The organism is uncultured Pseudomonas sp., from assembly GCF_913774235.1.
Taxonomy (GTDB): Bacteria; Pseudomonadota; Gammaproteobacteria; order Pseudomonadales; family Pseudomonadaceae; genus Chryseomonas.
On record NZ_CAJYDW010000007.1, the window covers coordinates 66913 to 88188 of the forward strand.

Annotated in this window: 17 protein-coding genes; 10 read left to right on the top strand and 7 right to left on the bottom strand. The window is 65.9% G+C overall.

Annotated elements, in window-relative coordinates:
- Window positions 1-28: 28 nt before the first annotated feature.
- From QZ471_RS07405 to QZ471_RS07420, 4 genes are read right to left on the bottom strand one after another with little or no spacing between them, the layout of a single operon-like run.
- The gene (locus QZ471_RS07405; RefSeq protein ID WP_295462287.1) at window positions 29-628 is read right to left on the bottom strand and encodes a PqiC family protein; all 600 of its coding nucleotides are present in this window, start codon (window positions 626-628) and stop codon (window positions 29-31) included.
- Entirely contained in the window at window positions 625-2271 is a 1647-nt protein-coding gene (locus QZ471_RS07410) for an MlaD family protein (RefSeq protein ID WP_295462289.1), read from the bottom strand. Before QZ471_RS07410 ends, QZ471_RS07405 begins: the two co-directional genes overlap by 4 nt.
- The gene (locus QZ471_RS07415) at window positions 2255-2896 is read right to left on the bottom strand and encodes a paraquat-inducible protein A (protein ID WP_295462291.1); all 642 of its coding nucleotides are present in this window, start codon (window positions 2894-2896) and stop codon (window positions 2255-2257) included. The genes QZ471_RS07410 and QZ471_RS07415 overlap by 17 nt, the downstream gene beginning before the upstream one ends.
- A complete protein-coding gene (locus tag QZ471_RS07420) occupies window positions 2893-3534 on the bottom strand; it encodes a paraquat-inducible protein A (RefSeq protein WP_295462293.1) in 642 nt (213 codons plus the stop codon). The genes QZ471_RS07415 and QZ471_RS07420 overlap by 4 nt, the downstream gene beginning before the upstream one ends.
- Before the next feature lie 217 nt (window positions 3535-3751).
- Here QZ471_RS07420 and QZ471_RS07425 point away from each other — a divergent pair, with 217 nt between their 5' ends.
- The 6 genes from QZ471_RS07425 (at window position 3752) to QZ471_RS07450 (ending at window position 11057) form a co-directional block, all read left to right on the top strand.
- Window positions 3752-4750, top strand: coding sequence for a metalloregulator ArsR/SmtB family transcription factor (locus tag QZ471_RS07425; protein ID WP_295462295.1), 999 nt, complete (start codon window positions 3752-3754; stop codon window positions 4748-4750).
- 117 nt (window positions 4751-4867) lie between these two features.
- A complete protein-coding gene (metK, locus tag QZ471_RS07430) occupies window positions 4868-6058 on the top strand; it encodes a methionine adenosyltransferase (RefSeq protein WP_184289851.1) in 1191 nt (396 codons plus the stop codon).
- Between the two features lie 171 nt (window positions 6059-6229).
- Window positions 6230-6859, top strand: coding sequence for a phosphatase PAP2 family protein (locus QZ471_RS07435; RefSeq protein WP_295462298.1), 630 nt, complete (start codon window positions 6230-6232; stop codon window positions 6857-6859).
- Window positions 6860-6988: 129 nt separating this feature from the next.
- Window positions 6989-7615: a phosphatase PAP2 family protein gene (locus QZ471_RS07440; RefSeq protein WP_295462300.1), complete on the top strand. Its 627-nt coding sequence runs from the start codon at window positions 6989-6991 to the stop codon at window positions 7613-7615.
- 96 nt (window positions 7616-7711) lie between these two features.
- Window positions 7712-8746 carry a spermidine/putrescine ABC transporter substrate-binding protein gene (locus tag QZ471_RS07445; RefSeq protein WP_295462302.1) on the top strand — a complete coding sequence of 345 codons (1035 nt, stop codon included), beginning with the start codon at window positions 7712-7714 and terminating at the stop codon, window positions 8744-8746.
- Window positions 8733-11057 carry a GGDEF domain-containing phosphodiesterase gene (locus tag QZ471_RS07450; RefSeq protein WP_295462304.1) on the top strand — a complete coding sequence of 775 codons (2325 nt, stop codon included), beginning with the start codon at window positions 8733-8735 and terminating at the stop codon, window positions 11055-11057. The genes QZ471_RS07445 and QZ471_RS07450 overlap by 14 nt, the downstream gene beginning before the upstream one ends.
- 3 nt (window positions 11058-11060) lie before the next feature.
- Here the strand turns inward: QZ471_RS07450 and QZ471_RS07455 are convergent, their stop codons facing one another.
- The 3 genes from QZ471_RS07455 to thiI form a co-directional block, all read right to left on the bottom strand.
- Window positions 11061-12998 (bottom strand): autotransporter domain-containing SGNH/GDSL hydrolase family protein, encoded by a 1938-nt coding sequence (locus QZ471_RS07455; protein WP_295462306.1) that lies wholly within the window; start codon window positions 12996-12998, stop codon window positions 11061-11063.
- Between the two features lie 508 nt (window positions 12999-13506).
- Window positions 13507-15324 carry a translational GTPase TypA gene (gene typA / locus QZ471_RS07460; protein WP_241808278.1) on the bottom strand — a complete coding sequence of 606 codons (1818 nt, stop codon included), beginning with the start codon at window positions 15322-15324 and terminating at the stop codon, window positions 13507-13509.
- Between the two features lie 154 nt (window positions 15325-15478).
- Window positions 15479-16933 (bottom strand): tRNA uracil 4-sulfurtransferase ThiI, encoded by a 1455-nt coding sequence (thiI, locus tag QZ471_RS07465; RefSeq protein ID WP_295462310.1) that lies wholly within the window; start codon window positions 16931-16933, stop codon window positions 15479-15481.
- Between the two features lie 385 nt (window positions 16934-17318).
- On the opposite strand from thiI, the gene glnA reads away from it, so the two are divergent.
- The 4 genes from glnA (at window position 17319) to glnL (ending at window position 21265) form a co-directional block, all read left to right on the top strand.
- Window positions 17319-18725 (top strand): glutamate--ammonia ligase, encoded by a 1407-nt coding sequence (gene glnA / locus QZ471_RS07470; RefSeq protein WP_058761474.1) that lies wholly within the window; start codon window positions 17319-17321, stop codon window positions 18723-18725.
- A 150-nt stretch (window positions 18726-18875) separates the two neighbouring features.
- On the top strand, window positions 18876-19394 hold the full coding sequence (locus tag QZ471_RS07475) for a DUF4124 domain-containing protein (protein WP_295462313.1): 519 nt from the start codon (window positions 18876-18878) through the stop codon (window positions 19392-19394).
- Window positions 19394-20029 (top strand): DUF4124 domain-containing protein, encoded by a 636-nt coding sequence (locus tag QZ471_RS07480; protein ID WP_295462315.1) that lies wholly within the window; start codon window positions 19394-19396, stop codon window positions 20027-20029. Before QZ471_RS07475 ends, QZ471_RS07480 begins: the two co-directional genes overlap by 1 nt.
- A 171-nt stretch (window positions 20030-20200) precedes the next feature.
- Window positions 20201-21265: a nitrogen regulation protein NR(II) gene (gene glnL, locus QZ471_RS07485; protein WP_295462317.1), complete on the top strand. Its 1065-nt coding sequence runs from the start codon at window positions 20201-20203 to the stop codon at window positions 21263-21265.
- The last annotated feature ends 11 nt before the right edge of the window (window positions 21266-21276 follow it).

Here is a 21276-nt window from a genome sequence, read left to right on the forward strand (position 1 = left end):
GGCACTTCCAGCAATCGACGTTGTCGCCTCAGCCGGCCGGGCAGACCGTAGCGCCGTCGGCGACGAAGGCGCGGGCTACCGGCTCGATGCGCTTGGCCAGTTGCGCCAACGCCTGGCGATGGGCGAGCACGACCTCGGCGTAGGACGTCCCCGCTGGCTGCTGGATGCGGCTGCCGCAAGTGAGCACCCGCTCGCCGCCCGCTTCGGCCAGGCGTAGCGTCCAGAGCGCATCCTGCTGGACCCGGCGCCCGGGTATCGACTCGAAGCGCTGCACGTCCAGCTTGATGCGCAGCACCGGTGCGCCACTGCCGCGCGGGGCATCGCCCAGGTCCAGGGTACCCAGGTCCGCGGACAGATCGGCGGACAGGGCACTGCGGATCTCGTCGGCCAGGGGTGCGATCCAGCGCTCGTTCTCCAGCAGGGCGATGCCGTCGCCCTGGCGGATCACCAGTTGCGGCTGGTCGACCTGGGGCGGTACCGAGACGCCCTGCAGGGCGAAGCGGAAGGGCGCCGCGCGCCCACTTGATTCCGGCTCGGCCGCACTGGTCAGGGTGTGGTAGTTGAGCGGCGCCTTGGCGGCGCAGGCGGCCAACAACAGGGGCAGAGCCAGGCAGGTCAGGCGCTTCATGGCAGTTTTCCTTTGGCGGGATCACGGGAGCCCGGTTCGAGCTTGGGCGGCGGATCGGTCACCAGACCGCGGATCAGGGATTCCGGATGGCGACCGAGGTAGTCGCCGAACACGCGCAGGGAGCGCGCCATACGCTGCATCTCTTCCAGGGTCTGGGTGAGATTCTGCTGCACTGGCGAATCGGCGCCCAGACTCTGGCTGGCGCTGCCGGTAAGTTGCTGCACGCCCATCAGGGTGGTGGTCAGCTGCGGCAGGACGCCGGCGTTGAGCTGCTTGAGGGTGCCGCTGAGCTGCGCCAGGCTGGTGTCGAGATTCTTGCCGATGGAGTCGAAGGGGATCTTGTCGATCTTGTTGACGATGCCCGCCATCTGCTCCTGCAAGCGATCAAAGCTGCCGGTGACGGTGGGGATCACCAGCGGCTTGGCCTGGGGATCGAAGGCCACCTTGGGTGCACTGGGAATGAAGTCGATGGAGATGTAGAGCTGCCCGGTGAGCAGGTTACCGGTGCGGGCCTGGGCGCGCAGGCCGCGCGCCACCCAGCCGGCGAACAATTTGCCATCGCGATCCTCGGCCTCGAGGCGCTTGCCGACCTCGCCGAGGCGCTGCGGATAGATCACCGCGCCGACGATCAAGGAGAAGTCATCCTTCTTCTGGTCGTAGTCCGGCGTCAGGGAAACCACCCGGCCGACGTTCATGCCAAGGAATTCCACCGGGGCTCCGGTGGCGAGGCCACGCAGGGATTGCTGGAATCTCATGCGGATGTAGTGCGGCTCGCCATCCGGCGGCGCCAGGGCGCTGGTCTGGTCGTCGAACAGGGTGAAGCGCTGGTCCTCGCTGGCCTCCTCCGGGTCCTTGGGCCACTCCGGCGTGACGAAGGCGATACCGCCCGCCACCACGGTGGCCAGCGACTGGGTATTGAGCTTGAGACCGGCAGCGCTGAGCGAGACATCGACGCCGCTGGCGTTCCAGAAGCGGGTGTTGACGGTGACGAAGCGGTCGTACGGCGAGTCGATGAAGATCTGCGCGCTGACACCCTTGCCGTCCTGGTTGAGATGGAAGGACACCACCCGGCCGACCTGGATGCGGCGGTAATAGACCGGCGAGCCGACGTCCAAGGAGCCGATGTCGTCGGCGGTGACGACGAACCGGCGGCCGGAGGCGCCGTGGATCAGCGCAGGAGGCTGCTCCAGGCCGCGGAAGTCGCGGCGCGACTCGGTGGAGTCGCCGATGTCGGCGCCGATGAAGGCGCCCGACAGCAGGGTGTCGACGCCCGACACGCCGCTCACGCCGAAGCGCGGGCGTACCACCCAGAAGCGCGCGTCCTGGGTGGCGAAGCCCTCGGCGGACTTCTCCAGCGCGATGGTGGCGATGATCCGGTTGCGATCCGGTGCCAGCTGGATGTCGTTGACCGTGCCGATCACCACATTCTTGTACTTGACCTGGGTCTTGCCGGCTTCCAGGCCTTCGGCGGTGAGAAAGGTCACGGTGATGGTCGGGCCGCGGGAGGCCCAGCTGTGTACCACCATGGACAGCCCGATCAGGGCCGCCACTATGGGTACCAGCCAGATCAGCGAAACGCTCCAGCGACTACGGCGTACCTCGGGGGTAGGCGCCAGGGCGTCGGGTTCATGCCTGTCCGTCATCGTTCACCTCTGCATCCCAGATCAAGCGGGGATCGAAACTCATCGCGGCGAGCATCGTCAGCACCACCACGAAACCAAAGAACACGATGCCCAAGCGCGGCGCGGCCGAGCTCAGCGCACCGAAATGCACCAGTGCCGACACCAGGGCGACCACGATGACGTCGAGCATCGACCAGTAGCCGATCAGCTCGACGAAGCGATAGAGCCGGGCACGCTGGGCCATCGCCCAGTCGCTGCGCCTCTGACAGGTCACCAGCAGGGTGCCGAGCACCAGGAACTTGATGGACGGCACCGCCACGCTGGCGATGAAAATGACCAGGGCGACGCCCCAGGAGCCGTTCGCCCAGAATTCGATCACCCCTTCGAGGATGGTGCTCTCCGCGCCGCGGCCCAGGGTACCGGTGTACATCACCGGCAGGGTATTGGCCGGGATGTAGAGGATCAGCGCGGCGATGAGGTAGGCCCAGGTCTTGGCATAGACGTTGGGCTTGCGCCGGTGCAAGGCCGAGCCGCAGCGCGGGCAGCCGGCCTTGCGACGGCGCGGCGCGGTGCAGACGTTACCGCAGACGTGGCACAGGCAGAGACCGAGCTCGTCGGCCCGCGGCGGCAACTGGGGCGCACTCATGGTTCGCGCTCCCCAACGGCGTCCCACAGCGGATGCAGGTCGCGCTTGGCGATGATCAGCAGGACCACCATCAGGCCCACCATGCCGAACAGGCCGACGCCCACCACCACGTGGAGCAGGCCGGCCAGCTTGATCACCGCCACCAGGGCGCCGAGCACGAAGACCTCGATCATGCTCCAGGGCCGCAGGTAATGCAGGGTGACCATGGCCGTGGCGAAGCCGGGCGCCCGGTAGCCGGCCTGGGCGAAACCGAGCACCCAGAGCAGCAGGACGATTTGCAGCAGCGGCACCACGAACAGGGTCATGGCCACCACCAGGGCCATGGGCCCGGCGAAGCCGCTGCTCATGGCGACGATGGATTCGAGCAGGGTCGCCTCGCTGTGCAGCCCGCGAAAGCTCAGCTGCAGGATGGGCCCGACGTTGGCGACAACGAACAGCACCGCGGCGGCGCAGGCCAGGGCCAGCAGCCCCTGGATATCCAGCCGGCTGGCGCGGTAGAGCAGTGCGCCGCAGCGCAGGCAATGCGCCCGCTCGCCCGCCGCGAGGGGTTCGAGGCGATGCACCGAGTCGCAGTGCTCGCAGATCACCAGGCGAGTGCCGGCTGCGGGCGCGGAAGAAGACGGTGGCTGGACGGACATGAGACGGCCTGGCTGGCGCTCCCTGGACGAAATCTGCATCTTTGACGCACGGGCGGCGCCGGAGTTACCGCACGGGATAGCGGTAGGCGAACCGGACGCCGCTGGCATCTTACCTACATCTCCGCAGGTATGCCTGCTCCACCATCGCCAGACAAGTATCAAAACTTTTTGATGCTTTTCTTGCGAGCCTCCGGACGGGTCTCTAGACTAGCGCCCCATGACCCAGCTACGCGTGCCGGCGCTCGGCCGAGACCCAGGTGACACCCTCGCCGCCCTATGCAAGGCCGGCGGCGATCCCTTGCGCCTCAACGTTCTGCGCGCCCTGCACAGCGCCTCCTTCGGCGTACTGGAACTGGCGCAGATCTTCGCCACCGGCCAGTCCGGCATCAGCCACCATCTCAAGGTGCTGGCCCAGGCCGACCTGGTGGCCACCCGCCGTGAAGGCAACGCCATCTTCTATCGTCGCGCCCTGCCCCGCCCGGGGACCCTGGGCGGCGCGCTGCACGCCGCCCTGCTCGAGGAAGTGGACACCCTGGTACTGCCCGCCGCCGTCCAGGCGCGCATCACCGAGGTGCATGCCCAGCGCGCGTCTGTGAGTCGCGACTTCTTCGCCCGGGTGGCGGAGAAATTCCAGGCCCAGCAGGACCTCATCGCCAGCCTGCCGCAGTATCGCGACGGCCTGCTCAGCCTGCTGGACGCCCTGGCCCTGGACCCGCGCGGCTGCGCCCTGGAAGTAGGGCCGGGCGATGGCGCCTTCCTGCCGGATCTGGCCCATCGCTTCGCCCGGGTGGTGGCGCTGGACAACAGCCCGGCGATGCTCGAACTGGCCCGCCAGCGCTGCCAGCGCGACGGCCTCGACAATGTCGAATTGCACCTGGCCGATGCCCTCGCCGAGCCGACCCCCCAGGCCGACTGCGTGATCCTCAACATGGTCCTGCATCATCTCGCCGCACCGGCGGAAGCCCTGCAGTGCCTGGCGAACCGCGTCGTCCCCGGCGGCAGCCTGGTGATCACCGACCTCTGCCCCCACGACCAGGCCTGGGCGCGCGACGCCTGTGGCGATCTTTGGCTCGGCTTCGACCAGGATGAACTGGCGCGCTGGGCCCAGGCCGCCGGCCTGCAGGCCGGCGAAAGTCTCTACCTCGGCCTGCGCAACGGCTTTCAGATCCAGGTGCGGCAATTCGCGCGCCCGGATCAGGGAAACACCCCGTCATGAGGCCAACCGGCCAGTGGCGGGCGGACAACGGCGCCCCAAGGCGTCATGTCCACCACGCAAACTGCTGTCTCGACCGGCCTTCGGGCCCTCACCCCTTGGTAATTTAGGAACCGTTCGATGAGCGAATACTCCCTGTTCACCTCCGAGTCCGTCTCCGAAGGCCATCCGGACAAGATCGCCGACCAGATCTCCGACGCCGTGCTCGACGCCATCATCACCCAGGACAAGCATGCCCGCGTGGCCTGCGAAACCCTGGTCAAGACCGGCGTGGCCATCGTCGCCGGCGAGGTCACCACCTCCGCCTGGGTCGACCTGGAGCAACTGGTGCGCGACGTCATCGTCGACATCGGCTACGACAGCTCGGACGTGGGCTTCGACGGTGCCACCTGCGGTATCGTCAACATCATCGGCAAGCAGTCGGTGGACATCGCCCAGGGCGTCGACCGCAGCAAGCCGGAAGACCAGGGTGCTGGCGACCAGGGCCTGATGTTCGGCTACGCCTGCAACGAGACCGACGTGCTGATGCCCGCGCCCATCACCTTCTCCCACCGCCTGGTGGAGCGTCAGGCCGAGGCGCGCAAGTCGGGCCTGCTGCCCTGGCTGCGCCCGGACGCCAAGTCCCAGGTGACCTGCCGTTACGAAGGTGGCAAGGTGGTCGGCATCGACGCCATCGTGCTGTCCACCCAGCACAATCCCGAGGTCAAGTACGCCGACCTGCGCGAAGCCGTGATGGAGCTGATCGTCAAGCACGTCATCCCCGCCGAGCTGCTGCACAAGGACACCCAGTTCCACATCAACCCGACCGGCCAGTTCATCATCGGCGGCCCGGTGGGTGACTGTGGCCTGACCGGCCGCAAGATCATCGTCGACAGCTACGGCGGCATGGCCCGTCACGGCGGTGGCGCCTTCTCCGGCAAGGACCCGTCCAAGGTCGACCGCAGCGCCGCCTACGCCGGTCGCTACGTGGCCAAGAACATCGTCGCCGCCGGCCTGGCCGACCGTTGCGAGATCCAGGTGTCCTACGCCATCGGCGTGGCCCAGCCCACCTCCATCTCCATCAACACCTTCGGCACCGCCAAGATCAGCGACGAGAAGATCGTGCAGCTGGTGCGCGAGCATTTCGACCTGCGCCCCTACGCCATCACCACCATGCTCGACCTGCTCCATCCGATGTACCGGGCCACCGCGGCCTACGGTCACTTCGGTCGTCATCCCCAAGAAATCACCGTGGGCGATGACACCTTCACCACCTTCACCTGGGAACGGACCGACCGCGCCGCTGCCCTGCGCGCTGCCGCCGGCCTCTAACGAGACCCACGGTCAAAAGCCCCGGTCACCTCAGGTGCCGGGGCTTTTTGCTGGGACTGCGAAAGAGGTCCCGCCGTTTTCTTGCGACAGTCCACAGCTCGGCACGCTGCGTGCAACCTCTGAGCGTCCGACGGTCAGAATGCCTCGTCCTCTTCAGGAATCCGCTCATCCATGTGGCTGTTCATCACCAATTTCGGCGATTCTTCGGTGATGCTTCCCTGCGCCCTGCTCATCGCGCTCTGGCTACTGGCCGGGCTCTCGGCGCGGGCGGCGCTGCTGTGGTTGCTCCTGTTCGGTGCCGCGAGTCTTAGCGTCGCCCTGTCCAAGATCGCCTTCTTCGGCTGGGGCCTGGGCATCCCGCACCTGGATTTCACCGGCTTCAGCGGCCACTCCATGCTGGTCGGCAGCGTCCTGCCGATCCTCGGTTGGCTATTGGCCAGTCGGGCACGCCCGACGCTGCGCCTGACCGCTGCCGCCCTGGGTGCCGTCTGCGCCCTGCTCATCGCCATCTCGCGGGTGGTGCTCGGCTACCACTCGGTCTCCGAGGTGGTGACCGGCCTGCCCATCGGCTACGCCGCGAGCGCCAGCCTGCTGTGGCTGCTGCGCGGCCAGGAGGTGGTCCTCAAGCCGTGCCAGGCAGCCCTGGGTGCCAGTCTGCTGCTCCTGCCGCTGCTGTTGCTGCATGGCACCAACGCCCCGACGCAGCGGGTACTGGAGCGCCTAGCGGTGAAGTTCGCCGACGAGCAGAATCCCTGGACCCGTGCCCACCAGCGCGCCGGGGTAGCACCGCTGCAGAACTGAAACAGCCAGCCGTGGGCGAAACGCCGCCAAACGGTGGCCGCATTGACTGCACGAGCAGTACCATGGGCGCCTTCGTTTTCTCCGTAGTCTCTGGAGCAGCACCCTGCACCTGGAGCGAGAACCCTACGCATGAGTTTCTGGCCCTTCATCACCAACTTTGGCGACGCCGCCGTGATGCTGCCCTGCGCCCTGCTCGTCGGCCTCTGGCTGGCACTCGGCAGCGGCTTACGGGCGCTGCTGCTGTGGTTCGGCCTGTTCGCCCTGGGCTGCCTGCTCACCGCCGCGACCAAGATCGCCTTCTTCGGCTGGGGCCTCGGCAGCCGGGAACTGGATTTTACCGGTTTCAGCGGCCACTCGATGCAGGCCGCCAGCGTCCTGCCGGTGCTGGCCTGGCTGCTGCTTGGGCAAGGTCGCCTGCGTCCCCTGGCTCCCTGGCTCGGCGTCGGGGCCGCCGTGCTGGTGGCCTACTCGCGGGTGCGCCTGGGTTATCACTCGCCGTCCGAGGCCATCACCGGCACCCTGCTCGGCCTGGCGGTCGCGGCGATGTGCCTGCGTCTGCTGCCGGCACAGGTCCTGCTGCCGCGGCGCCAGACGCTCGCCCTGGTGGTGAGCCTGCTGCTGCCCCTGGTGCTGCTGCACGGGCTGCGCGCCCCCACCCACGACCTGATGCAGGATCTCGGCACCCTGGCTGCCGGTAGCGATCGGCCGTACACCCGAGCCGATCTGCATGCTCGGACAGCGCCACCGATAAACTAACCAGGCTCGTCTAGGCTCCTAAGTGATGTAGGGAAGACGGTGCACGCCAGGCGCGTGCCGTCATGACTGCCGCTCGCCATCCCCCGGAAGACCAAGATGCGCCCACGACGGATGCTGCTGTTGCTGCTCTGGCTGCCGCTCCAGCTGAATGCGGAGCCCTTGCGGCTCTACACCTGGGAAGGCTATTTCAGCGATACCCTGCTGCAGCGCTGGGCCAAGGCCAATCAGCCGCTGCAGGAGATCCATTTCGATAGCAGCGACGTACGCGATGCCACCCTGGCGCGGGGCGATGCCGATCTCGACCTGGTGGTGATCAACGAGGTCAGCGCCACCCGCCTCGGCCAGGACGGCCTGCTGGCTCGCATCGACCCACGCCGTCTTCCCCACCTGGCCGAGCTCGATCCCCGCTGGCGCCACAGCTGCGGCGACTACGCCGTGCCCTATGTCTGGGGCACCCTCGGGCTACTCTACCGCGCCGATCGGCTGACCCACTCCCCGGATTCATGGCAGGCGCTGCTGCAACCGGAACCGGCCCTGCACGGCCGCATCGCCATGCTCGAGGATCACGACGATCTGCTGGTCGCCCCGCTGATCACCCTGGGCGGCGCCATCAACAGCGACGACCCCGAGCTGCTCAGGCGCAGCTTCGCCCTGCTCAAGGCCCAGGCGCCGGCGGTCCTCACCTATCAATATGTGGTCAGTGCCCTGCACAACCCGGCCTACAGCGACCGCATCGACCTGGCGCTGGGCTACAGCGGCGACCAGCACCTGCTCAACGCGGCGACCCCGGGCCAGCCCTGGCGCTTCGTCACGCCACGCGAGGGCAGCCTGCTGTGGGTGGACTGTCTGGCGATACTCAGCAGCTCCCCGCACCAGGCGGCTGCCGAGCGCTTCATTGACTTCCTCAACGAGCCGCGCAACGCCGTGCTGCCCCCCCTGGAGCTGCACCTGGCGACGCCCAATGCCGGCGCCATGCGCCTGCTGCCCGCAGAGCTGCGCCAGGATTCCAGCCTGTTCCCTCCCAACGATGTACTGGCCCGCAGCCAGGTCTTCAGCGAGGGACCTCCCGACACCTTCCAGACCCGGCAACGAATCGGCAGCGCCCTGGTAGGTCGACATGAACCTGAATAGGCGCACCCTGCTACTGATCCTGCCGGTCGTACTGCTCTGCTGCCTGACGCTGGCCGGGCTGGGCTACACCGTGCAGCGCGAAGCGGTGATCGGTCTCGAGCGCTCGCGGCTGAGCCATGAGCTGGCGGCGCTGGAGAACACCTATCGCGAGTACGACCATTTCAGCCGCAACCTGCTCTATGCCCTGTCCAATAGCGCCGCGCTGGGCAACTTCCTGCGGCAGCCGGACGTTCCCTACCGTAACGAAGCCCTGGGCACGCAACTGCAACTGGCCGTCCAGCAACTGGCCGGCAACGATGCGCCTACGCGGATTTCCCTGGCGATCGTCCGCCCGGACCTGAGCCTGGTCTACTACTACGAACGCAGCGACGATCCCTTTGCGCAACTGGGCAAAGCCCAGCGGCAATTGCTCGAGCGCCTGGCCCGCCACCCGAGTGGCGCCCTGGAGCGGCGCGACTACCTGATCGATGAGCAGGGGCAGTCGCTGCTCGTCGCGACCACCTCCCTGCTGCCCAGCACCAGTGGTCCGCCGCTGCTCGGCCAGCGCGAGCTGGCGATGACCCTGCAACTGGCCGTCAGCCCCGACCGGGTCGAAGCGCTACGCCGGAGCCTCGAGCAAACCTACGGCGCGCCAGTGGAATTCAGCCGTACGCCGCCCACCCAGGTCACCCCCTTCACCGTCGTCCAGCACCTGGCCCCGGACCTCGTCGTAAGCCTGACTCCCGACCCACAGCGGTTGAACGACCAGCTGCGCCGCCTCGCAGTCGTCTATTTCGGCGGCGGCCTGCTGGTGACCCTCGCCTGCATCCTGGTCCTGGTAGTGCTGATTCGGCGGCATATCACTCGGCCCATCGCCCAGCTGGACAGTCAGCTCACCGAAGTCCTGGAAGGCGAACGCCAGGCACTCGACGACAACGAGGAGCCCGGCGAAATCGGCCACCTGGGCACCAACATGAAACGCCTGCATGACAGCAATCTGGCCATCCTCGCGCGCCTGCGCACGGCGCTGCGCACCGATGTCCTAACCCAGATCGGCAACCGCCGCTATTTCCAGCTGATGGGCGAGTCCTGGCTGGGGGAAAAGCCGGATGGCCGCAGCATCGCGCTGCTGTACTTCGGCCTGGATCACTTCAAGCTGGTGAACGACAGATCCGGTCACGAGGTGGGCGATGAACTGCTGCAGGCCGTGGCCCAGCAGACGGAGCGAGTGATCGCCCCCTATCGGGAAGGCAACGAGGTGGTCTTCACCCGCCTGGCCGGTGACGAATTCGCCATCCTGCTGCGCGGCGAGACGGCGGCCCGCGATGCCCTGGCCCTGGGCGAACAGCTGCAGCGTCACTATGCCAACGGCACCCTGGTCGGCGAACGACGCTATGCCGTGACCCTGAGCCTCGGCCTGGCGGCCCCCGAGGCACCGCTGGATCTGGCCGATCTGCTGGCCCAGGCCGATCTGGCCCTGGAACGGGCCAAGAGCGAAGGCGGCAATCGTCTGGTGCACTTCACCGCGGAGCTGGCGGCCCGGCAACGACGTCAGGATCTGCTGGATGAATACCTGCAGCGGATGAATCCGGACGAGGAGTTCCATCTCGTCTACATGCCCGCCGTCGACAGCGCCGGCCAGGTGCATTCCGCCGAGACGCTGCTGCGCTGGAACTCGCCGCGGCTCGGCGTGGTGTCGCCCGCGGAGTTCATCCCCATCGCCGAACGCCACGGGCATTTCCGCTGGATCGATCGCTGGGTCGTGGACCAGGCTTGCCGTGAGTATCCTGCCCTGCAGCAGGTCCTGGGCGATGACCTGGTGCTGTCCATCAATCTGTCGTCCGCGCAACTGGAACAGGCCGATATCGTGCCCTACCTCTGCGAGCGGGTCCGTCACCATCAGGTCGATCCCGGCCGCCTGGAGCTGGAATTCACCGAGACCTTCGCCGCCGAACTGAACGAGCGCACCCTGGCGCTGCTGCATGAGTTGCGGGCCGAGGGCTTTCGCGTGGCCATCGACGACTTCGGCGTCGGCTACACCTCCATCCAGCAGGTCACCGACTATCCCGCCGACACCATCAAGTTCGACCGCCTCATCGTCGAGCGCCTCAGCCAACCCGGCAACCAGCCCAGCCTGGATGCCCTGGTCGCCTTCTGCCACGCCCGGGGCGCCCAGGTGATCGCCGAAGGCGTGGACAGCGCGCTCAAGCAGACCTGCCTGCAGCAGGCCGATTGCGACCTGCTGCAGGGTTTCCTGATCTGCCCACCGCGGCGGCTGGAGGAGCTGCGCGACTGGCAGCGCCAGCGCCTGGGCGATCCTAGTCGAGTCTAGGCTTCAGAAGTCCAGCGACAGGCCCAGCCCCACCCCCTGCTGATGGACATCGCCGGCGCCGGCATAGGTATAGCCGCCGCGCAGGGTCAGCTCCGGGGTAAGCCGCTGCACCACGCCCAGACTCAGCCGGGTGCGGTCGCGATCCGGCTGGTAGCCATCCAGGGTGTAGTCCAGACCAGGCACGCTGTTCAGGCGCATGGTCACGTCGCGGGTGCCGTCGGCGAACTCCCGCTCGCGGCCCACATCGGCGAACAGCGCCGTGGCCGGCGTGAGTTGCCAGCGGCCTTGCAGGCCTAACCCCAGACGCCGCGAAGTGCTGGTCTGGTCGTCGAACGCCAGCGCCGTGGCGTCACTGCCGCGCTCGCGATAGCCGTCCACCTGGACCCGGGCATAGTCGGCGCTCAGGTAGGGGCTCAGGTGCCAGGGACTGCCGGCCGCCGCCAGGTCGTAGCCGAGGCGCGCCGAGAGGGCGCGCAGATCGCCGTCGGTATCGCCCTGCTCGCTGCGAACGGTCGGGCCAAGGGCGAAGCGGCGACTTAGGTCGTCGTAGTCCAGTCGGCCGCCGGTGGCGGTGAGATCGCCCCAGAGGCGCTCTCCCTGGTACTGGGCGAAGGCGCTGAGCAGGTAGCTGTTGAGCCGATAGTCGGAGTCGGCCGCACCGGCTTCCAGGTGCTGGCGCGCGACGCCAGCCGCCACGCCGATCCGCCATTCGTCAGTGAGCCGGTAGCTGCCGCCCAGGTCCAGGCTGTAGCCATTGCCGTCGCCCCCGGCGGTACTGCGCTGGTCGTCGACGTCCAGCCGCCGTCCGCTGGTATCCACGTAGCCCTGCCAGCGTCCCACCGGCTGCCAGGCATGCCAGTCACCCAGCCAGCGCTGGTGCAGGCCGTCCTGATGCGCCCTGAGGGTGGACTGCGCCATTTCCGGCAGCAAGGTCACCTCCCAGGGCGCCGCCAGCAGCGAATAGGCGTAGTCGGCGATCAGCCGCTGGCCGGTGATGGTCGGATGAACCCGGTCATTGAACAGCAGCTTGCTCGGATCGGCTGCCGCCGCGCCCAGGCCATAGGTGGTATTGCGCGTACAGCTGTCGCCACTGAAGCAGGTACCGGTGAGATTCTGGCCAGTCGCCAGGCCATAGCGCGCCGGGTCGGCCACCACCTCGGCGAACAACTGCGGCACGTTGAGGCCGATGATCTCGGCGTCGATGCCGGCCAGTCGGGCCACCAGCGCCTGGTTGTAGACCCGGCTCAGCGCCGAACTGGCCGCCTGCTGTGGCGAACCGGCCAGGGCCGGGGTCTGACCGATGTCTGGCAGCAGCCAGACCACCATATAGCGCGCACCGGCCTGCTGCAGGGCGGCGACGCCATCCCCCAGGCGATTGGCCGCCGCCGCCGCGGTGGCCGGCGAGGTGATCAGCCCCTGGAGGAAGTCGTTACCGCCGCCACTGATGTAGAACAGGGTGTTAGGGTCCAGGCTCAGGCCCAGGCTGGCGAGACCCGGCAGATAGCCGTCGCGACTGCGCAGCGTCACGCCATTGGCCGCTACCACCGAGCCGTTGGCGGCGGTGATGGAGTCGCGGATCTGCGCCGTGGTGTAGCCGCCGGTGGCCCAGTTGTCGCCATCACTGAGGCCCAGCAGGCGGTTGATCACCGAGGTCGAGGCATCCAGGGTGCGAGCATCGAAGCCCAACTGCTGGCCGAGCAAAATCGACGACACCGGCCCGGTCACCGCCCCGTTCGCAGGGCTGTAGCTGGGGCCGACCCTGTTGGTGAATCTGAGACTGGCGCCGGTCACGCCGGTATCGGGAAACTGTCCGGCATCCAGCAGGCTGTCGCCGAACACGGTGAAGCCACTGTAGGGATTGGGAGCCGCCTGGGCGGTTGCCGACAGGGCCGTCGCCAGGGCGATGGCCAGCGGCAGGCGTTGCCTGAGAGAAAACGTCATGCCTGCATCCTTGATTGTTGTTATAGGAGCACGCGTCAGGGCGTGTAGGCTCACGCTAGACGGTTTTTGTGACGCTGTATCTCGCCGTGTGCAAAAAGAGCGTGACCTTGATTGCAGAGCTGCAAGGCCAACCCCAGAGCGGCTGTGTCCCCTCTCCCCTTGGGAGAGGCTGGGGTGAGAGACCGCCCGCCAAACGCAGCCGCTACCAAGCAGCGTCTTTCCTCACGGTTATCGCGGCCATGGTGGTCCGCCAATGCGGCCGCTCCTAAAGGCTCGATGTAATCGTAGGAGCAACTGTCTTATCGCGGCCATGGGCCGCTCCTACAGGGAGTGATGCTTTTGTAGGAGCGGCCCATGGCCGCGATAGAAGTGGTCGCTCCTACACGTCCACCCGTGGGCCGCGACAGCATAGGCGCACCATCAGGGCCGCGATGAAAACGCTGTCGACTGCGGCACGCGGGCAACAAAAAAGCGCCCGAAGGCGCTTTCCTGTATGACCCGAGCGGGATCAGACCTTGGAACGCTCGAAGCGCTTACGGTCGTTCTCGTTCAGGTACTTCTTGCGCAGACGGATGGACTTGGGCGTCACTTCCACCAGCTCGTCGTCGGCGATGAATTCCAGCGCCTGCTCGAGGGTGAACTTGATCGGCGGCACCAGGGCGATGACTTCGTCCTTGCCCGAGGCGCGCATGTTGTCCAGCTTCTTGCCCTTGGTGGGGTTGAGCACCAGGTCGTTGTCACGGCTGTTGATGCCGCACAGCTGGCCTTCGTAGATCTCGTCGCCCGGGGCCAGGAACAGCTTGCCACGGCTCTGCAGGGTTTCCAGCGAGTAGGTCAGGGCGGTACCGGTGGCCATGGACACCAGCACGCCGTTCTGACGGTTGCTCACTTCGCCGGCCTTGATCGGGCCGTAGTGGCTGAAGGTCGAGGTCAGGATGCCGCTGCCCGAAGTCAGGGTCAGGAAGTTGTTACGGAAGCCGATCAGGCCACGCGCCGGGATGGTGTACTCCAGGCGGATACGGCCCTTGCCGTCGGGGATCATGTTGGTCAGATCGCCCTTGCGCAGACCCATCTGCTCCATCACCGAGCCCTGGTGCTGCTCTTCGATGTCGATGGTGACGTTCTCGTAGGGCTCCTGCTTCTCGCCGTCCTTCTCGATGATCACCACTTCCGGACGGCCCACGGCCATCTCGAAGCCTTCGCGGCGCATGTTCTCGATCAGCACCGACAGGTGCAGCTCGCCACGGCCGGAGACCTTGAACTTCTCGGCCGACTCGCCCGGCTCGACGCGCAGGGCCACGTTGTGCAGCAGCTCCTTGTCCAGACGGTCCTTGATGTTGCGGCTGGTGACGAACTTGCCTTCACGACCGGCGAAGGGCGAGTCGTTGACCTGGAAGGTCATGCTCACGGTGGGCTGGTCGACGGTCAGCGGCGGACGGGCTTCGACGTTCTGCGGATCGCACAGGGTGTCGGAGATGAACAGCTCGTCCATGCCCGAGACGCAGACGATGTCGCCGGCTTCGGCTTCGGCCACTTCCACGCGCTGCAGGCCGGAGTGGCCCATGATCTTGAGGATACGACCGTTGCGCTTGCTGCCGTCGTCGCTGATTGCCACCACCGGGGTGTTGGCCTTGATGCGGCCACGGGCGATACGGCCGATGCCGATCACACCGAGGAAGCTGTTGTAGTCCAGCTGGGAGATCTGCATCTGGAAGGGACCGTCCAGATCGACCTGGGGAGCCGGCACGTGGTCGACGATGGCCTGGAACAGGGCATCCATGTTGTCGTCCATCTTCTCGTGATCCAGACCGGCGATGCCGTTCAGGGCGCTGGCGTAGACGATCGGGAAGTCCAGCTGCTCATCGGTGGCGCCGAGGTTGTCGAACAGGTCGAAGATCTGGTCGATGACCCAGTCCGGACGCGCGCCGGGACGGTCGATCTTGTTCACCACCACGATCGGACGCAGGCCGGCCTTGAAGGCCTTCTGGGTCACGAAACGGGTCTGCGGCATGGGGCCGTCCTGGGCGTCGACCACCAGCAGCACGGAGTCGACCATGGACATCACGCGCTCCACCTCGCCACCGAAGTCGGCGTGGCCGGGGGTGTCGACGATGTTGATGTTGTAGTCCTTCCACTTCAGCGCGGTGTTCTTGGCCAGGATGGTGATGCCACGCTCCTTTTCCTGGTCGTTGCTGTCCATCACCCGCTCGTTTTCCGCTTCTTTGCGGTCCAGGGTGCCGGACAGGCGCAGCAGCTTGTCGACGAGGGTGGTCTTGCCATGGTCGACGTGCGCGATGATGGCGATGTTGCGTAGATTCTCGATCACAGTGGTGTTCTCGGTATAGAAATGAAGGAGCTTCAGCCACCAGGCTGACAGCCGGAGATTGCAAAGGCGCGAACGCGGCGCCCGGCGTGGAGCCGGACGCTAGAAGAGGTCGGGAGGGCGGTGGCGGATACTGCCACCCAACAGGCCCGGCTGCTTAGGCCGGACGATAAACGCGCACATTGGCGTGCCCTTCGGTGAGCAGGTGATGAGCATGCAGCCGGCTCATCACCCCGCGGTCGCAATAAAGGAGGTACTGGCGGCTGTCGTCCAGTTCCTTGAAACGGCTGTTCAGGGCGAAGAAGGGCATGGCCTGCACTTCGATGCCCGGCAATTCCAGTGGCGCCTCTTCCTGGGCGTCGGGATGGCGGATGTCCACCACGATCTGACCTGGCAAGGGCTGTGCCAGCTCTTCCACCTGCACGTCCTTGCCCAGCTCTTCGATCACCTTGTCGACGGTGATGAAGCGGGCGCGCTCCAGGGCGGCGTCCAGCACAGCCAGGTCGAACTTGCCTTCCTCGTGCTCCACCCGGAAGCCCTTGGCCTTGGTGGTGGGATTCACCGAAATGATCCCGCAGTACTCGGGCATGTGCTTGGCGAAGTCGGCGGTGCCGATGCGCTGGGCGGTATCGATGATGTCCTGCTTGTGGCTGGCCAGCAGCGGGCGCAGCACCAGGGTATCGGTGGCCTTGTCGATCACCGCCAGGTTGGTCAGGGTCTGGCTGGAGACCTGGGAGACGGCCTCGCCGGTCACCAGCGCCTCGATCTGCAACTGCTCGGCGATGCGACTGGCGGCGCGCAGCATCATGCGCTTGAGGATCACGCCCATATGGCTGTCGTCGCACTGGGTGAGGATCTGCCCCACCACTTCCTCGAAGGGTACGCTGATGAACAGCACGCGCTGGGAGCGACCGAATTTCTCCCAAAGATAGTGCGCCACTTCCATCACGCCCAATTCGTGGGCACGGCCACCGAGATTGAAGAAGCAGAAGTGGCTGACCATGCCGCGTCTCATCATCTGGTAGGCGGCGACGGTGGAATCGAAGCCCCCGGACATCAGCACCAGCACCTGCTCCAGGGCGCCCAGCGGATAGCCGCCCAGGCCTTCGTGGCGCTCGTCGATGATGAACAACTGCTGGTCGCGGATCTCCAGGCGGACGCTCACCTCGGGATTCTTCAGGGCGATGCCGGCGCCGCCACAGCGCTCGCGCAGCCCGCCGCCGACGTAGCGTTCCACGTCCATCGAAGAGAAGTCGTGCCGGCCGGCGCGCTTGCAGCGTACCGAGAACACCTTGCCGCGTACCCGCTCGCCGAAATGGCGCTCGCACAGCTCGAGGATGGTCTCGAAGTCGCCCAGCGGATACTCGTGCACCTCGAGGAACTGGCCGATGCCGGGGGTGCAGGCCAGGCGCTGCTTCATCTCAGCCAGCACGCGCGGCTCGCTGACCGCGGTTTCCAGGGTGACGTTGTCCCAGATGCCATCGACCAGGACATCCGGATCCAGATCGCGCAGCACGACACGAATGTTCTTCACCAGCTGGCGAATGAAATTCTTGCGCACCGGGCGACTCTTGATGGTGATTTCCGGAAAGACCTTGATGATGAGCTTCATGAGGGAGAGACGGCAGGCGGGTAACGCAAAAGAAAAGGGCCAAGATCATACCTGAAAATGGCCACGCACTCGAATCCAGCCGACAAAACCCATCAAAGCCCCATTAAGGTGCGATCTGACAATTTTAAGCACCAATAAAGTGCACAGATCCGACATCGATAGGCTCGAAAGCGGCGCCAGAGACACCAGAAGCGCACTCCAGCCCATTTAGGGGCACTGGCATACTACTTGCTCTCTTGTGAGGCAGCCGCCCCTGAGCCAGCATAGGGCGCTTTTCGTCGCCTACCGGTCGTCGACCGGGCAGTACGGAAGCGCCCCTCAAGGGCACAGCTGATACCGGGAGTACTGCCAACCGCTCCCGGCCGAAATTCCTCTGGAGGAAACCATGTCGAAGGCTGTTCAACTGATCAAAGAAAACGACGTGAAGTGGGTAGACCTGCGCTTCACCGACACCAAAGGCAAGCAGCAACACGTCACCATGCCGGCGCGTGACGCGCTGGACGAAGACTTCTTCGCCCACGGCAAGATGTTCGACGGCTCCTCCATCGCCGGCTGGAAAGGCATCGAAGCCTCCGACATGATCCTGCTGCCCGACGACAGCACCGCCGTCCTGGACCCCTTCACCGAAGAGCCGACCCTGATCCTGGTCTGCGACATCATCGAACCCTCCACCATGCAGCCCTACGAGCGCGACCCCCGTGGTATCGCCAAGGCCGCCGAGGAGTACCTGAAGTCCACCGGCATCGGCGACACCGTGTTCGTCGGCCCGGAGCCCGAGTTCTTCATCTTCGACGAAGTGAAGTTCAAGTCGGACATCTCCGGCTCCATGTTCAAGATCTTCTCCGAGCAGGCGTCCTGGAACACCGACGCTGACTTCGAAAGCGGCAACAAAGGCCACCGTCCGGGCGTCAAGGGCGGCTACTTCCCGGTGCCGCCGGTCGATCACGACCACGAAATCCGTACTGCCATGTGCAACGCCCTGGAAGAAATGGGCCTGACCGTGGAAGTCCACCACCACGAAGTGGCGACCGCTGGCCAGAACGAGATCGGTGTGCAGTTCAACACCCTGGTCAAGAAGGCCGACGAGACCCAGACCCTGAAGTACGTCGTGCACAACGTGGCCGATGCCTACGGCAAGACCGCCACCTTCATGCCCAAGCCCCTGTACGGCGACAACGGCTCCGGCATGCACGTGCACATGTCCATCTCCAAGGATGGCAAGAACACCTTCGCCGGCGAAGGCTACGCTGGCCTGTCCGATACCGCCCTGTACTTCATCGGCGGCATCATCAAGCACGGCAAGGCGCTGAACGGCTTCACCAACCCGTCCACCAACAGCTACAAGCGTCTGGTGCCCGGCTTCGAAGCCCCGGTCATGCTGGCCTACTCGGCCCGTAACCGTTCCGCCTCCATCCGTATCCCCTATGTGTCGAGCCCGAAAGCCCGTCGCATCGAAGCCCGCTTCCCGGATCCGGCTGCCAACCCCTACCTGTGCTTCGCCGCTTTGCTGATGGCTGGCCTGGACGGCATCCAGAACAAGATTCACCCCGGCGATGCCGCCGACAAGAACCTGTACGATCTGCCGCCGGAAGAAGGCAAGAAGATCCCGCAGGTCTGCGGCAGCCTGAAGGAAGCCCTGGAAGCCCTGGACGCCGGTCGTGCGTTCCTGACCAAGGGCGGCGTCTTCACCGACGAGTTCATCGATGCCTACATCGAGCTGAAGTCCGAGGAAGAGATCAAGGTCCGTACCTTCGTGCACCCGCTGGAATACGACCTGTACTACAGCGTCTGATCCCGCGGCGGTAATTGAAAGGCCTCCTTCGGGAGGCCTTTTTTATTGCCTACCGAAAAGAGGCCGCGTGCTCGCAGGCTCATCGCCGCCTACCGGAGCCAGCCACGCGCCTGCTACCCTTGCCTATCATCGCCCGGCCGAGATTCCGCCATGCCTCGCCTGCTTGCCTGCTGTCTGCTCTGCCTCGCCTGCTCCGCCCAGGCGGCGATCTACAAGTCGGTCGATGCCGAAGGCAACACGGTTTTCAGCGACCAGCCCTCGGCCAATGCCACGCCGGTGCAGGTGCCCCCCACCAATACCGTGGGCAATCCCCAGCCGGCCCCCAGCGCGCCGACTGTACCGGCGGCACCGACGCCTGCTGGCCCGGCCTTCAGCCGCCTGGAAGTGAGCCTGCCAAATGACGAGGCCATCCGCGCCAACAACGGTACCTTCTCGGTAGGGGTAGCCGTGGAGCCGGCCCTGGGCCCGGGCCAGAGCCTGCAACTGCTGGTGGACGGCGCCCCCTACGGCAACCCTGGGCAGAGCACGAGGTTCGGCGTGACCAACCTGGATCGCGGCGAGCACCGCTTCGCGGCCCAGGTCCTTTCGAGCACGGGCGAGGTGATCCAGACCAGCGCCGAGAAGACCGTCACCGTGCAACGCATCAGCGTCAACAGCCCGGCCCGCTGATGCGTCTGCTCCTGGCCCTGCTGCTCTGCGTCCTGCTGCCCGCCCAGGCGGCGGTCTACAGCTACGTCGACAAGGACGGCAATCGCGTCTACACCGATCACCCCCCAAAGGGGGTGAAGGCCACCAAGGTCCCGGTGACGACCCCCAACAATCTCAACCAGCAGGGCCAGCCGACCCGCAAACTGAGTCCGACGCCGAGCGCCTCGGCGGCGCCGCCCCCCAAGGCGGCGCCCTTCCGCTACCAGATGCTGCGCATCCTGGTACCCGAGCCCGATGCCACCGTGATCGACCAGCAGGGCGAACTCATCGTCAGCCTAGTCAGCGAGCCGGAGCTGCAGCCGGGCCACAGCTATCGCCTGTTGCTGGACGACCGGGAAGCCGGGACTGGTCGCAGTCCGGTCTTCCCGCTGGGCGGCCTGGACCGCGGCACCCACCAGTTGGTGGCAGAGATCCTCGCCGCCGACGGTACCGTACTGGAGCGTACGCCGGCCCAGCCCTTCCATCTGCGCCGCCCCTCCCTGGAGCAGAAGCGCCGTGCCCATCCCTGTGCCCAAGGGGATTGGGGCAAGCGTCCGGAGTGCCCGCTGGACATGAAACCGCCCGAAGCCAAGAAATCTTGGCTACCCTTTCTGTAACGCACACTTTTGGTGCAAATTTTTGCATCGCACCATCTTGATACAAATCCTGGCCAAGCCGCCGAGCCCCACGGCGGCTGTTAGTGCACGTTACAGCTATCTGCCCTAACTCGGGGCGTCTTGGTTTGCTTCTTGCATTTTCCTATCGTCCCTATAGCGCTGTGGCCTCCCATGCCTACCGACGTCATCCATCGACTCCTGCTCGACAACCTCACGACCGCGGTCATCCTGCTGGATGCCGAGTTGCGGCTGGAGTACATGAATCCAGCCGCCGAGATGCTGCTGGCCATCAGCGGTCAGCGCAGCCATGGCCAGTTCATCAGCGAACTCTTCACCGAATCCCCCGAAGCCTTGCAGGCCTTGCGCCAGGCAGTGGACCACGCCCACCCCTTCACCAAGCGCGAGGCGCTGCTGGTCTCCACCTCGGGCAACAGCCTCACGGTGGACTATGCGGTGACGCCCATCCTGGACCGGCATAACACCCTGCTGCTGCTGGAAGTCCATCCGCGCGACCGGCTGCTGCGCATCACCAAGGAAGAGGCCCAGCTGTCCAAGCAGGAAACCACCAAGCTGCTGGTACGCGGCCTGGCCCACGAGATCAAGAATCCCCTCGGTGGCATCCGCGGTGCGGCCCAGCTGCTGGCCCGCGAGCTGCCGGAAGAGGCGCTCAAGGACTACACCAACGTCATCATCGAGGAGGCCGACCGGCTGCGAAACCTGGTCGACCGCATGCTCGGCTCCAACAAGCTGCCCAAGCTGGCCATCACCAACGTGCACGAGGTGCTCGAGCGGGTCTGCAGCCTGGTGGAGGCGGAAAGCCAGGGCCTGATCAACCTGATACGCGACTACGATCCGAGCATTCCCGACCTGATGATCGATCGCGAGCAGATGATCCAGGCGGTGCTCAACATCGTGCGCAACGCCATGCAGGCCATCTCCCAGCAGAACGAATTGCGCCTGGGCCGGGTCACTCTGAGAACCCGCACCCTGCGCCAGTTCACCATCGGCCACCATCGCCATCGCCTGGTGTGCAAGGTGGAGATCACCGACAACGGTCCGGGCATCCCCCCGGATCTACAGGAAACCATCTTCTATCCCATGGTCAGCGGTCGCCCCGACGGCACCGGCCTGGGGCTCGCCATCACCCAGAACATCATCACCCAGCACCAGGGGCTGATCGAGTGTGAAAGCCATCCGGGCCACACCGCCTTCAGCATCTTCCTGCCGCTGGAATAACGAGGAGCACG

Excerpts from the sequence above, each read along its gene's own strand:
- QZ471_RS07405 (WP_295462287.1), bottom strand. The coding sequence starts at position 628 with ATGAAGCGCCTGACCTGCCTGGCTCTGCCCCTGTTGTTGGCCGCCTGC.
- QZ471_RS07410 (WP_295462289.1), bottom strand. The coding sequence starts at position 2,271 with ATGACGGACAGGCATGAACCCGACGCCCTGGCGCCTACCCCCGAGGTA.
- QZ471_RS07415 (WP_295462291.1), bottom strand. The coding sequence starts at position 2,896 with ATGAGTGCGCCCCAGTTGCCGCCGCGGGCCGACGAGCTCGGTCTCTGC.
- QZ471_RS07420 (WP_295462293.1), bottom strand. The coding sequence starts at position 3,534 with ATGTCCGTCCAGCCACCGTCTTCTTCCGCGCCCGCAGCCGGCACTCGC.
- QZ471_RS07425 (WP_295462295.1), top strand. The coding sequence starts at position 3,752 with ATGACCCAGCTACGCGTGCCGGCGCTCGGCCGAGACCCAGGTGACACC.
- metK (WP_184289851.1), top strand. The coding sequence starts at position 4,868 with ATGAGCGAATACTCCCTGTTCACCTCCGAGTCCGTCTCCGAAGGCCAT.
- QZ471_RS07435 (WP_295462298.1), top strand. The coding sequence starts at position 6,230 with ATGTGGCTGTTCATCACCAATTTCGGCGATTCTTCGGTGATGCTTCCC.
- QZ471_RS07440 (WP_295462300.1), top strand. The coding sequence starts at position 6,989 with ATGAGTTTCTGGCCCTTCATCACCAACTTTGGCGACGCCGCCGTGATG.
- QZ471_RS07445 (WP_295462302.1), top strand. The coding sequence starts at position 7,712 with ATGCGCCCACGACGGATGCTGCTGTTGCTGCTCTGGCTGCCGCTCCAG.
- QZ471_RS07450 (WP_295462304.1), top strand. The coding sequence starts at position 8,733 with ATGAACCTGAATAGGCGCACCCTGCTACTGATCCTGCCGGTCGTACTG.
- QZ471_RS07455 (WP_295462306.1), bottom strand. The coding sequence starts at position 12,998 with ATGACGTTTTCTCTCAGGCAACGCCTGCCGCTGGCCATCGCCCTGGCG.
- thiI (WP_295462310.1), bottom strand. The coding sequence starts at position 16,933 with ATGAAGCTCATCATCAAGGTCTTTCCGGAAATCACCATCAAGAGTCGC.
- glnA (WP_058761474.1), top strand. The coding sequence starts at position 17,319 with ATGTCGAAGGCTGTTCAACTGATCAAAGAAAACGACGTGAAGTGGGTA.
- QZ471_RS07475 (WP_295462313.1), top strand. The coding sequence starts at position 18,876 with ATGCCTCGCCTGCTTGCCTGCTGTCTGCTCTGCCTCGCCTGCTCCGCC.
- QZ471_RS07480 (WP_295462315.1), top strand. The coding sequence starts at position 19,394 with ATGCGTCTGCTCCTGGCCCTGCTGCTCTGCGTCCTGCTGCCCGCCCAG.
- glnL (WP_295462317.1), top strand. The coding sequence starts at position 20,201 with ATGCCTACCGACGTCATCCATCGACTCCTGCTCGACAACCTCACGACC.